This is a genomic window from Micromonospora sp. NPDC048843, assembly GCF_040649965.1.
Taxonomy (GTDB): Bacteria; Actinomycetota; Actinomycetes; order Mycobacteriales; family Micromonosporaceae; genus Micromonospora; species Micromonospora hortensis.
Window position 1 is genome coordinate 64,503 of record NZ_JBEZGJ010000006.1, and the last position, 13,662, is coordinate 78,164.

The following is a 13,662-nucleotide window of genomic DNA, read 5'->3' on the forward strand; positions in this document are numbered from 1 at the left end:
CTCGCGTCTGGTCAGCGGACGGCGACGGCCTCGGTAGGTTCTGCCTCGTCCCGGACGGCACGGACCGAATTTTTCGGGCCGTGCAGTGTGATGTGGAGAAAGAGTGCGCCCATGACGGCGACGCCCGCCGTCAGGAGCCTATGTAGCGACCACACCGTCATATGGTGACTTGCCGGCGGGCGGCCACTCTGCTGACTGTGAAGTTGATTGCGAAAATCCCAACCACGGCTTCGAGGAGTAAGTTTCGCGGGCTCCAGTCCCAACCGTAGAGCGTCCAATTGGTCGGCTGATAGGCCAGCATGGGCAGCATTAGTGCCAGAAGGACCGCGCTGGCCGCGATCGATACCCGCACATCAAAGGCTGCGCCCACGAGGGCCGCCACCAGCCCGGCGGCCATGATGACCGGTAGGGTCAACCCGCCTGCCCAGCCATTGAGCGGATTGGGCGTTATGAACGCTATAGCCATCGTGGCACCGAGAAGCCAGGTCCATGGTCGCGTGGCCCGTGGCTGGCGCGCTCGAAGTAGTGCCACCATTGTTAACACGGCTAACAAGCATATCCACGTGGAGATTTGCATGATCAGGTAGAGACCTGTCCGGAGCCCCAAGGCGTCGTCGTACCTCGCCCATGGCTCTACTGCGTATCTCAGGTCATTCGCTGCGGAGTACCAGACGTCCCAGCCGAAGGCGCCGATGGTTATGGGGAGTGCGAGGCGGTAGCGAGCCCACACCGCGGCGGTCAGCGCGAGAAGCAGCAATGTGGGCGTGACCGAGCTTCGCTCATACAGGAAGTTGGCAGAATTGCCCGGCAGCAGCAGCCATACGCGCCACGTGAGGGGCAGGGCCGTAAGGGCGACGCCGCACACGAGCAGGGACAGTGCGATCGATCGCAGGGCGGCGTGTCGCAAGGTGTCCCGGGAGCGGAGCTGGTCTACGCCGGAGCGGACCCGCAGACCTCCCACCACGAGTGCGAGGGACTCCCGAAGCCTCGGGTGCCTCCGGTCCGTCTCGCCTGCGACCAGCAGCGTCTCCAGCATCTCGTCGGCGCGGTACTGCCGATAGGCCCGAGGGTACGCGCGCAGCAGCCACCGGTAGCGGCGCTCCAGGCCGGTCATGCCGGCGCCGTCCGAACCGTCGCGGCCGTCGACCGTACGGAGCGGTCTCGAACGACCCGAGCCGCCGCGATCAGCCGCGTCGCCTCATCGTGCAGTGCGGACAACCCGCGCTCGGTCAGCTCGTAGGTGCGACGGGCACGACCGTTGACCACCGTCTCCTCGGCCACCCGCACCATCTCCTCACCGTTGAGCCGGTCGAGTGCGGCGTACAGAGTGCCGGTCGTCAACCGCACTCGCCCGTCGGACAACTCCTGCGCGCGTTTGACGATGGCGTAGCCGTGCAACGGCTCGTCCTGCAACGCGGCGAGGATGAAGTACGTGGGCTCACGCATCGGAGCGGAGGGTCTAGTCATGTCATCGACATAAGCAGATCGTCGACGTATCCGTCAAGCGCAAGTGTCGGCCGGATGCGGTGAGGCGAGGCGAGGCGAGGCGAGGCGAGGGAGTATGCCGTGGAGCTGCAACTGCGCATGTCCGACAAGGTTCGAGATTTCGTCGAGCAGATACCGCACGAAATGCTGGTGCGGTTCCCGATCATTCGAAACGAGGCCGTGGGCCGGGTGAATCAGGCCTGCGCACACCACCACGGCGACCAACTGCTGACCCCACCCGGCGGGCCGGCCGTCCGCTGCTCGGTCGAGCTGTCGTACCTCCGTCACTCCTCGTGCCGCCATCGGGATTGACCCCCGTTGTCTACGTCCCATACCGTTGGCCACATCAATTCACGGGGGTGAATGATGTATCCAACGGATGTCTCTCGTGCCACTGTCCGCCAGAGACGACTGCCTACTGGACGATCCAGGCCGCTGACGCCCACTGCGCCGGCCGAACGTTCGTCTCCACGTATGGCGACCCGGGTTGTGCCCGATCTGATTCCGTAGTCAACGCCCTGCACGCCGCCGATCCGCGTCGGGCGCTGACACGGGCCCGCCGAGCGGTCGTCACCGACCCGAGTGCCAGCCCCGGTTCCGTCGGTTTCGATGGCGGCCCAGTCGCCAGGTCGCTCCCGCGACCATCCCGCACCTCACGAAATCCCGATCTCGCCTAACAACGACCAGGCATGGCCTGGTCGGTTGGAGCTGCCATGTCTGTCGATGTAGGTCACGCCGCCGCCGACCCAGCAGAGGTGGGTGGGCTGCGCAGCCGCAGCGGGCCCAACGGGTGGCTCGGATTGGTGCGGCTGCGCTGGCTCGCCGCCGCCACCGCGCTACTGATGCCGGCGGCGGGGATGCCGGTGTTGGCCGAACGGCCGGCCGCCGCGGCACCCGCCGCTGCCCCCTGCGTGGCGGAGGCGGCCTCCCCGGCGCAGGCACTGGCCGTGGCGAAGGACTGTGCCCGGCCGGTGGTGGTCGGCTCGTCCCGCTCCGAGTACGCGCAGGTAACGGCGCAACCGGACGGTCGGCTCAGGTTCGAGTCCGGGGTGGTTCCGCAGTGGACCCGCCGCGCGGACGGCACCTGGGTGGACGTCGACCTCGACCTCGCCCGGGGCTCCGACGGACGGGTACGGCCGGCCGCGTCGGCGGCGGAGGTGGCGTTCTCCGGTGGCGGGGCGGCTCCGCTGGCAACCCTGACCAGGGAAGGGAAGACCCTCACGGTGGGCTGGCCGGCCGCGCTGCCGGCGCCGGCGCTCACCGGCGACACCGCGACGTACCCCGAGGTGTTGCCCGGCGTCGACCTCGCGGTCCAGGCGACCCGGACCGGCTTCACCCACGTGCTGGTGGTGAAGACGGCCACGGCGGCTGCCAACCCGGCGCTGCGCCAGATCCGATTCGACCTGGGCGGCGACGCGCGGGCGGTCCGATTGCCGGACGGGTCGTTGCGGGCCGACGTCGGCGCCACGGCTTTCGCCACGGCCACACCGGCGACGATGTGGAACTCCGCGGGTCAGACGACGATCGCCGGCAGGGCCGGTGTGGCTTCGGTGCCCGCCGAGCGTTCCTCGGTCGACGGACCGGCGGCGACCGCGCGGACCGTACGGGTGGAAACCGCAGTGGACGCCACCGGTGACCTGCTGCTGACCCCGGACCCGGCCATGCTCGGCGCAGACGCGGGCGACTTCCCGGTCTTCATCGACCCGGCCTGGTCGGTGAAGCAGAACCGCTGGGCGTACGCGACGAACAACGGCTGCTCCAACTCCGACGTCAGCGTGGCCCGGGTCGGGCTGAGCCCGGAGGGGCCCTGCCAGGGGCAGCTCTACCGGTCGTTCTTCCAGTTCCCCCTGACCGCCATGAAGGGGAAGCACATCGAGAGCGCCTACGTGCAGATGAAGCTGGACCACTCATGGTCGTGTGACGACAGTTGGGCCTACATGTACCACGTGCCGGCGATCGACCACGCCATGCAGGCGACCTGGTCGAAGATGAAGCTCAACGCGATCATGGACGGTGCGCCCGGGCACGCGAACGAGGCGGGTGGTTGCGGTGTCATCCAACCCGACATGACCATGAACTTCGAGTCCGGCGTGGTGACCTCGAAGGTCCAGGCCGTCGCCAGCGCCGGCGGCACCGCGATCACTGTCGGCTTCGCCGCCCGGGACAGCGCCGGCGACGGCGAGTCCACCCAGGGCCGGTGGAAGAAGTTCTTCCCGAACGACGCCAAGCTGGTCGTCGACTACGACTCCATCCCGGGCAAGCCGAACGGTCTCCAGGTCGCCGGTGTCGCCTGCCTGCCCGACGGCGTACTGCCGATCGGCACGCTGGCTCCGAAGTTCTCCGCCGTCTACCCGGACGCCGACACCACCCAGAGCCTGACCGGCACCTACGAGTGGATCGAGGTGCCGGCCGCCGGCATCGGCACCGTCACCGACGCGTACCCGACCCGGCTGACCCGGCCGCCGACCGCGTCCGCACCCGCGAACGGCCGGGCCACCGCCGCCGCCGTGGCCGTCGTCACCGGCAAGACGTACGCGTACCGGGTGACCGCCGTCGACCCGGCACCGTACTCGCGGTGGAGCGGCTGGTCGCCATGGTGCCAGTTCACCGCCGACACCACCGTTCCCCCGGTCACGGTCACGCTCCAGGGCTCGCCGGGCGGGCCGGGCGAACCGGTCACCTTCCGGATCGAGTCGGCCGCCACCGACGCCACGTCGTTCAAGTACGGCTGGACCGGCCCGACCACGGTGGTGACCGCAACCGGCACCCCGAAGAGCGCCACCGTGACGCTGCGGCCCCCGAAGTACGGCCAGAACACGCTGTACGTCTCGGCCGTCGACGCCACCCGCAACGAGGGGTATGGCAGCGTCGAGTTCGTCGTCGACCGTCCCTCCCCGGCGATCGCCCGCTGGGGGCTGGAAACCTACCCGGGTGTCACGCAGGGCCAGGCGCTCGCCGACCAACAGGGCGCGGTCGCCGGTGACACCCCGCTGGCCCCGACGAACGTCAGCTGGGCCGCCGACGCCCGGCTTCTCGGCGGTGGCAGCGCCGCGTTCAACGGCACCACCTCACAGGCCGCCACCGCGGCTCCCGTGCTCGACACCACCAACTCGTTCAGCGTGGCCGCCTGGGTCAGGCCGGGTGTCCTGCCGACCAGCGACATGAAGGTGCTCACCCAGGACGCCACCGACGCCGCCCGGTTCGAGTTCGGCGTACGCCGGCAAGGCACCCCGCAGGTCCCGCACTGGTCGTTCGTCATGAAGGACACCTCGGCGCAGACCAGCGCGAGCCGGGTGGCGATCGCCCCGACCCCGTTCACCGCGGCCGAGGCGGCACGCTGGACCCACCTGGCCGGTGTCTACGACAGGACCGCCGGCAAACTGCGGCTCTACGTCAACGGCGTACGGGTGGCCGAGACCGACTACGTCGCGGCGCCCTGGCCCACCAGCGGTAAGTTCGTGGTCGGTCGAGGCTTCGCGGCGGGTCTCCCGTCCAACTGGTGGACCGGCAACATCGCCGACGTGCAGGTGTTCAACCGGGTGCTGGTCGACCACGACTTCACCGGCCAACTCGCCACCGACGAGTACTCCGGTGGCTTCGACGAACCAGGCATCCTCGCCCCGATCGAGGTCGGACGCTGGGACATGAACGCCGCCAGGCCCTGTTACCAGGTCGGCATCCCGTCCACCTGCGAGGCACCGGACGGAGCGACGTGGGGCCGGCGGTTGAGTCTGACCCAGGGCGCGACGGTCGACGCCGGCTACCGCGACAGCGGCCTGATGCTCGACAAGCGCCACTTCGTGGAGGACCCGGCCGACCCGTACTTCGGCCTGTCCACGCTGGAGTACGGCTGGTCGCAGCGAAACCTGGCCGCCGAGGGCAGCCCGCCGCAGTGGCAGGACACCCCGGTGCTACGTACCGACGACTCGTTCACCGTCTCGGTCTGGGTACGCCCGGACCAGTTCGAGCCCCGTACCTTCACCGCGGCCGGACAGCGGGGCACCAAGGAGTCAGCCTTCTACCTCTCCCTACGGGAGTACCGCCTCGCCAGCGGCGCGAGTGAGCACCGCTGGCGGTTCACAGTGGGCGGTGCGGACGACGACGTCACGCCGGTGCGCGTACATGCCGAGGGAAACCGGCTGCTGACCGAGGACGACATCGGCACCTGGACCCACCTGGTCGGCGTCTACGACGCCCAGGCCGCTGAGATCCGGCTGTACGTCAACGGCGTCCTGGAGAAGTCCACGCCCTGCGCCGGGGTGTTCCGGGCGACGGGGCCGCTGACAGTGGGGGCGGCGTTGTTCACCGGCCCCGGTGAGCAGTCCCGCCTCGTCGACTACTGGCAGGGCGGCCTGGACGACCTGCTGGTCTACCAGGGCGCCCTGACCGACACCGCGGTTTCCGAACTACACAAGTCACAGGCACAGGCACAGCTCCAGTCCTGAGCGCCGGTCAACCGCCGGACCGGTGACCGGTTCCGGTCCCACACCCGACCTCGTCGACCCCTTATTCCGGAGGATCCAGTGAACGGTCCGCGTCAACGAGGCTCGGGTGCCAAGCCACCGGGTCGACCGCGTCAGGTGCTCGCCGCCATCGTCACCGCGGTGGTCGCGGGGTCGATGCTTGTGGCATCGCCGGCGACGGCGGGCGCGCTCGCCGCCCCGGAGCGCCTGCGGTCGCAGGCCGACCCGGTGGACAAGCACGGCGGGGAGGTACGCGGGATCGCCTGGCCCACACCGTCACCGGCGGGCAAGCCGGCCCCGGCGCCGGTGTGGCCCAAGGCGGGCCGGGCAGCGGCCTCGCTCGGGACCGGGCGCGCGGACACCTCGGGCACACCAGGCGTACGGGTCGGTCATCTTCCGGTCTGGGTGAACCGGGCCGGTGGTTCCGCGAGCGGGGACCCGACCGACGTCACTGTCGAGATCGTCGGTCGCGACGCCGTTGCACCGGCCTGGCGAGACGGCGTGGTCCTCCAGGTGAGCGGTGCGCAACGGACTACCGGACCGGCGAAGGCCAACCTGTCCGTCGACTACAACGAATTCCGCCACGCGTACGGAGGTAGCTGGGCTGACCGTCTGCGGCTGTGGCAGCTACCACCCTGTGCCCTGACCACACCGGAGGCTCCGGGCTGCCAGGCCAGCCCACTACCTTCCCGCAACGACACCGTGACCGGTCGCGTGTCCGCCGACGTGCCGACGGCCGGCGGCAGCGTGGTCGCGCTCGCGGCCGACGCCAAGGGGTCGGCGGGCGACTTCACCGCCACCTCGCTGTCAGCGTCGGCCACCTGGACCGGCGGCGGCTCCACCGGCGGGTTCTCCTGGGCGTACCCGATGCGGACCCCGCCGGGGCTGAATGGCCCCAGCCCAACGGTCTCGCTGGCCTATTCGTCGGCGAGCGTCGACGGACGGTCGGCCGCCACGAACAACCAACCGTCGTTCGTCGGCGAGGGCTTCGACTACTGGCCCGGATACATCGAGCGCAGCTATGTGTCGTGCAGCGACGACAAGACCTCCGGCGCCAACAACGAGAAGAAGACCGGAGATCTCTGCTGGCGCTCCGACAACGCCACCATGACCCTGAACGGCACCGGTACGGAACTGGTGTTCCAGGACGGCAAGGGCTGGCATTCGCGCAGCGAGCAGGGCGCGAGGATCGAGAAGCTGGCGAACGCCTCGAACGGCGACAACAACGGCGAGCACTGGCGGGTCACCACCACCGACGGGGTCCAGTACTACTTCGGGTTGAACAGCCTGCCCGGCCAGAGCAGTGGCACCAACTCGACCTGGACCGCACCCGTGTTCGGCAACCACGACAACGAGCCCTGCCACGCCAACGAGTTTCTGGACTCGGACTGCACCCAGGCGTGGCGATGGAACCTCGACTACGTCGTCGACCCGCGCGGCAACACGATGTCGTACTGGTACGACAGAGAGAACAACAAGTACGCGCAGAACCTGACCGCGGCGTCCGACGTCTCCTACGTCCGGGGCGGGATGATCCGCCGGATCGACTACGGCACCTGGGACCGTGGCACCAGCGACCGGTCGATCACCCCGATCGCCCAGGTCCTGTTCACGCCGGCCGACCGGTGTGTGACGTCGAACTGCGGCACCCACAACGCGACGAACTGGCCGGACGTGCCATGGGACCAGGAGTGCACCGGGTCGGAGTGCGGCGACAACTTCTCCCCGACCTTCTGGACCACGAAACGACTCGCGAAGGTCACGACCCGGGTCTGGGACACGACGAAGGCGACCCCGGACTGGCAGGACGTCGACTCCTGGACCCTCACCCACACGTTCCCGTCGCCCGGCGACGGCACCAACGCGGGGCTGTGGCTCGCCTCCATCGCACACACCGGTCACGTCGGCACGGCCGTCACCCTGCCGCCGATCACGTTCGAGCCGACCGCGATGCCGAACCGGGTCCTCACCGACTCGAACACGACGAACAACTGGCAGCGTATCGCCAACATCGTCACCGAGACGGGCGCGAAGATCCAGGTCACCTACAGCCTGCCGGAATGCCACAAGGACAACGTTCCGAGTGGAGCACACACCAACACCAAGCTCTGCTATCCGGTCATCGGACCCGACCCCAACGGTGCCGAGGACGCGCTGCTGACGGAGTGGTGGCACAAGTACGTGGTACGCCACGTGTCCGAGTCGGACGTGCAACTCGCCGGTGGACACCAGGCGCCGCCGAAGTTCACCACCTACTCGTACGGTGGCAACCCGGCCTGGCACTACTCCGACGACGACGGTCTGATCAAGCCGAAGCACAAGACCTGGAACCAGTTCCGGGGCTATTCGGAGGTCACCACCCGGGTCGGCGACACCGACGGCCGGAAGACCCTGACCGTCACCAAGTATCTGCGCGGGATGCACGGTGACCGCTCCAGTCCCACGGGCGGCACCAGACAGGTGACCGTCGGCGCCTCGCTGGGCAACGAGACCGTTCACGACGAGGACTGGTTCGCCGGCTCGGTGCGTGAGGAGACCGTCTACAACGGCGACCTCAACAAGCCGGTCAGCAGGACCGTGAACGTACCCTGGCAGTCCCCGCCGACCGCCAGTCGCACGATCAACAACGACCTGGTCACGGCCCGCTTCACGAACACCCGGCTGACCTATTCCGCGACCGCGCTCGGCGCGGACGGTGCGGCCGGCTGGCGGGTCACCCGCTCCACGTCGGCGTTCGACGACACCCACGGCACCCTCGACTGGACCCAGGACGACGGCGACGTCGACGTGGCCGGTGACGAGCAGTGTGTCACCCAGACCTACAACCGCAACCTGGGCAGGAACCAGACCGGGCTGTTGAAACGGGTCACCACGAACGCCCTGCCCTGTGGGACGGCACCGGTCAGCGCCGACGACGTCGTGGCCGACGCCCGTTACAGCTATGACGGTGCGGCCAGCGCGGACACCGCGCCGACCTACGGCTCCATCTCCCGAACCGAACAACTGCGCGACTGGACGGCCACGACCGGCACGGTTTTCCAGACGGAGGGCCAGGCCACCTACGACGCTTTCGGACGGGCGGTCACCACGACCGACGCACGGTCGGTGACCACCGCGACCGCGTACACGCCGGCCGTGGGCGGGCCGGTGACCAGGGTCAGCAAGACCATCAAGAGCGGGTTCAACTGGACGAGTCACGAGGAGGTGTCGCGGTACTGGGGGACGGCCTGGAAGACCACCGACGTGAACTCCCGCGTGGCCGAGGTGACCCTGGACGGCCTGGGACGGACGACCCAGGTCTGGAAGGTGGGTTGGTCGAAGGCGGACAACCCGCAGAAGCCGTCCGTCCGCTACGTGTACACCTATTCACCGACCCGGTCCGACTACTCGTCGGTCAGGACCGAGACCCTGAACGCCGCCGGCAATTACCAGACGACGTATCAGATCTACGACGCGATGTTGCGGCCCCGGCAGACCCAGTCCTCCGGGATCGGCGGCGGTCGTCTCGTCACCGACACCATCTACGACCGTTGGGGGCGGACCGCCGTCGCGTACGGGGCGCATGCCGAGCCGGGCACGGCCTCGGGGACGCTGTGGTGGGAGCCCGAGTGGTCGGTGCCGGCGGTCGCCCGCACCGAGTACGACGACGCCAGCCGCCCGATCGCGGAGGTCTCGCTCGCCGGGGACGGTGTGACGAACCTGGTGGAGAAGTGGCGGACCAGCACGTCGTACCGGGGTGACAGCATCGCCCGCACCCCGGCCCCCGGTGACGTCCCGACCACCAGATTCCTCGACTTCAAGGGACGCGACGTCGAGGTACGCCAGCACACCACTCCGGCGGGTGTCTCCGGCGCCTACGACGCGGTCAGGTACACGTACAACCGGAAGAACCAGCTCACGAAGATCACCGACCCGGCCGGCAACGAGTGGACCTACAAGTACGACATCAGGGGTCGACAGATCGAGTCCCGTGACCCGGACAAGGGCACGAGCGTCTCCGCCTACACCCTCTACGGCGACCTGGAGAAGAGCGTCGACGCCCGTGGTGAGGTGCTCGTCTACACCTACGACGCCATGGGCCGCCGGACCGGCCAGTACGACGACGCGGTCTCGCCGAGCAAGCTGCGGGCCGAATGGAAGTACGACCAGCTCTTCACCGGCGTCACCGTACGCGGACAACTGACCCAGTCGACCCGGTACGAACCGGCAGGCTCGGCCAACGCGTACACCTGGCGGGCGATCAACTTCAACACCCGTTACCAGGTGATCGGGGACCAGTACGTCATTCCGAGCACGGTCACCGGACTGGGACAGGAGTGGACCTACTCGTACGGGTTCGCCCCCACCGACGGGACACAAGTCTCGATCACCTACCCCGGTGCCGGCGGCCTCGCCGAGGAGACGGTGAGCACCGGATACGACGGCACGACCGGACTGCCGCAGACGCTGACCACGAACCTGCCGACGGTCGGGTCGTACGTCGTCGGGCAGCAGTACACCGTGTACGGCGAGCCCACCGTCCTGACCCGGAAGACCGCCGGGGGGACGTACGTCGAGGACAACAACGTCTACGAGACGGACACCCGCCGGATCCGACAGACGACGATCAAGCCGGAGACCTCGGCCGGCACCATCTCCGACCGCACCTACTCCTACGACGCCGCCGGTAACATCCTGCAACTCGTCGACAAGCCAGGGGTCGGACAGGCCGAGAGCCAGTGCTTCCGGTACGACGGGCTGCGCCGCCTGACCTCGGCCTGGACGCCCCGAGCCGGCGTGGAGTGCGCCACCGATCCGTCGGTGGGGAACCTGGGCGGACCCGCCCCCTACTGGACCGACTGGACGTTCGACCGGATCGGCAACCGGCTGACCCAGACCAGCCACGGCTCGACGGGCAACACCACGAACACGTACACGGTGCCCACCAGCGGCGCGAACTCCGTACGGCCGCACACGGTGACCTCCGTCCGGACCGAGGCACCCGGACAGGCGCCGGTGACCAAGTCGTACGGCTACAACGCCACCGGCGAGACCGCCACCCGGCCGGGTGTGGCCGCCGACCAGACGTTGGCCTGGGATGCCGAGGGTCGACTGACAAGCGTCACCGAGAGCGGCGCCACACTGGCCAGTCACGTCTACAACGCCGAGGGCGAGCGGATCCTCCGACGAGACGCCACCGGCACCACCCTCTACCTGCCCGGAATGGAGATCCGGCGAGACCTCGGCGCGACGCAGAACACCGCCACCCGGTACTACTCCTTCGCCGGCAAGTCGATCGCCAGCCGTTCGGACGGCGGTGGACTGCAGTGGCTGTTCAGCGACCACCAGGGCACCCAACAGATCAGCGTGAACGCGGCGACCCAGGCGGTCACGATCCGCCGCCAGACCCCGTACGGTGCACCGCGCGGGGACCAGGCGGCCTGGCCCAACGGCAAGGGCTTCGTCGGTGGCGACATCGACTCGACCGGGCTGACCCACATCGGGGCACGGGAGTACGACCCGACGCTCGGCAGGTTCGTGTCGGTCGACCCGTTGATGGACCAGAACCAACCGCAGCAGTGGCACGGCTACGCGTACGCCGGCAACTCGCCGATCACGTTCAGCGACCCGACCGGGTTGATCCAGGATGACGTCTGGGCCGGTCGGGCAAGTCCGGACGACGTAAAGCGGAACGACGGAGGCTCGGGTTCCGGCGGTGGCGGCGGTGGCGGTGGCGGTGGCTCGAAAGCCGGCCAACCGGATCGTGATGAGGAAGTCAAGAAGCGGCGGAAAGCCTTCATCAATTTCACGGTTCACTACATCGGTGACTGCGATACCTACGGCGGCTTCCGCGGCTACCGCTATTTCAGGTGTCACATCTCCGACTTCACTCCGGCTGAACTTCAGGAGTCGCTTGCCGCCTTCATGTGTGAGGTCGAGGGCGACTGCGCTATGCGGGACGCCCGGGCCAAGGAATCGAAGCTCAAGTTCTACGAGTGGATGAGCTGGATTCCTGGCATTGGGATTCCGTACTCCATTGCGCTCGCCAAGGAGAAGCTTGACAACGGCGACTACGTCGGGCTGGTTCTCGATCTTGCCGGAGCAATTCCGGTGGGCAAGGCCGGAAAAGTTGTCGGCGAAGGCGTCGATCTTCTTTCCGGTGCCTCGAAGGCAGCCGATGACGTGGTCGAGGCATGCAGAGTGGTCAACAGCTTCAGCCGGGACACGCCGGTACTCATGGCGGATGGTTCGACAAAGGAGATCGGGGACGTCAAGGTCGGTGACCTGGTGCAGGCGACCGATCCCCACGCCGGTGTGACTGCAGCCAAACAGGTGACTCGCCTGCACCTGAATCGCGACTCGCAGCTCACGACGCTCGTCCTGGTGCTGCCCACTGGTGCGATGGCTGATGTCGAGACCACGTGGGAGCACCCGATCTGGTCCGTGTCCCGTGGCTACTGGGTTAATGCGGCCGAGCTTGTGGCGGGGGAGCGGCTGCGCTCGAGCGCTGGGAGTGAGGTGCGAATCGCGAGCGTCCGTAATTACACTGGCGCCCAGTACATGCACAACCTCACCATTTCCGATATCCACACGTACTATGTGCTGGCCGGCACCGCGCCAGTGCTGGTTCACAACGTCAATGATATTCCGCTACCAACTCAGGTTCAGGGTAAAAATCAGCCGCTGACCAACAAGCAAGCTGAACATCTTGCTAAGTATCTTGGATACAAGAAAACGAACTTCCGTGTTCGTGGTCAACCTGTTTTCACGAACGGGAAGACTTTCATCTCGCAGGACATTGGCAGTGGGGATGGATCACACAACGGCGGAACGTGGAAGATTGCCAACTCGGTGGACGACCTCGGGAGGAAATCTACTCGGCTTGCCACCACGGACGCGCTCTTGAACAAGATTGGATGCTGAAAGTGGGAGATGACAACACCCCTGAGAAGCAATTTTACTGGAGCCTTGATCTGCCGGGCATGACGGCCGATCAAGCAGTCCAAGTGGGCTCTGTCATTAAAGATCAAGGGATTGACCTTGAGGTGCTGTTGGTCGACCCGTCCAACTTCCTGACGCTTCATCTTGATCGGGAATCGGTGGAAGCTATAGTGGCCGGCTTGACTGTGGTCCGCTCGAATCCTGTTAATGACAGCTTGAGGGAATCGCTGGAAGATTGGTTGGCGTACCCGGAGCGTTGATCCGCCTGATCTGTCCGCTCGAGAGTTGCATTCAAAATGGAGAGGTGATCGCGGTCAGCGCGACCGCCGGTTGCCGGTTGCGGGTCGCGTGGCTACACCGCTAAGCCGTATCACGGAGGGCCTCAGGTGCTGCCCACGTCTGCTTCGCTGGTGGAATGACTCCGCCTTCGTCCGTACTGTGCCGTGAGGCTGTAGCGCGCGCATTCAAGCACCGAGCGGCCAGTTGCCGGCGGGGTCTGGCGCTGGCGCGGGAGGCCGGGTACGAGAACACGGTGTCCGCGCACCTGGCCAATCTGGCGCTGCTGGCGGCTCCGCGCGGTGACGAGGAACTCTGCGAGCGGCGGGCCCGCGAGGCGCGGCCATCGCCCTGCCACACCGGGTGGGACTGTACGGAGGTGGCGACGTACGCGCTGACGATGCTGAGACGCTGACTTTAGGCAGTGGAAGAAGTGGGCTGGTCGGGCCGAGTCGTCGGAGGAAGTGCAGGACCAAACGCCGCTTCTGTAGATGCTGTATATCGGCGTAGAGCGTTT

Annotated in this window: 7 protein-coding genes; 5 read left to right on the forward strand and 2 right to left on the reverse strand. The window is 67.5% G+C overall.

Translation table 11 applies throughout. The annotated features are described in order from the left end of the window. Window positions 1-157 precede the first annotated feature (157 nt). Complete coding sequence (locus AB0C20_RS02965) at window positions 158-1,114, reverse strand: hypothetical protein (RefSeq protein ID WP_357567136.1); 957 nt, start codon at window positions 1,112-1,114, stop codon at window positions 158-160. After that, the gene (locus AB0C20_RS02970) at window positions 1,111-1,446 is read right to left on the reverse strand and encodes a PadR family transcriptional regulator (protein WP_357177859.1); all 336 of its coding nucleotides are present in this window, start codon (window positions 1,444-1,446) and stop codon (window positions 1,111-1,113) included. Before AB0C20_RS02970 ends, AB0C20_RS02965 begins: the two co-directional genes overlap by 4 nt. Window positions 1,447-1,566: 120 nt before the next feature. Between AB0C20_RS02970 and AB0C20_RS02975 the strand changes: the two genes are divergently transcribed. From AB0C20_RS02975 to AB0C20_RS02995, 5 genes are all read left to right on the forward strand, one after another. Beyond that, the gene (locus tag AB0C20_RS02975) at window positions 1,567-1,797 is read left to right on the forward strand and encodes a hypothetical protein (RefSeq protein WP_357177856.1); all 231 of its coding nucleotides are present in this window, start codon (window positions 1,567-1,569) and stop codon (window positions 1,795-1,797) included. 401 nt (window positions 1,798-2,198) lie between these two features. Next, window positions 2,199-5,930, forward strand: a complete 3,732-nt coding sequence (locus tag AB0C20_RS02980) for a LamG domain-containing protein (protein ID WP_357567138.1) — start codon at window positions 2,199-2,201, stop codon at window positions 5,928-5,930. A 78-nt stretch (window positions 5,931-6,008) separates the two neighbouring features. Then, entirely contained in the window at window positions 6,009-12,851 is a 6,843-nt protein-coding gene (locus AB0C20_RS02985; RefSeq protein ID WP_357567140.1) for an RHS repeat-associated core domain-containing protein, read from the forward strand. Next, a complete protein-coding gene (locus AB0C20_RS02990; RefSeq protein ID WP_357177847.1) occupies window positions 12,845-13,129 on the forward strand; it encodes a hypothetical protein in 285 nt (94 codons plus the stop codon). Before AB0C20_RS02985 ends, AB0C20_RS02990 begins: the two co-directional genes overlap by 7 nt. Before the next feature lie 272 nt (window positions 13,130-13,401). Beyond that, entirely contained in the window at window positions 13,402-13,560 is a 159-nt protein-coding gene (locus AB0C20_RS02995) for a hypothetical protein (protein WP_357177845.1), read from the forward strand. Window positions 13,561-13,662: the final 102 nt, after the last annotated feature.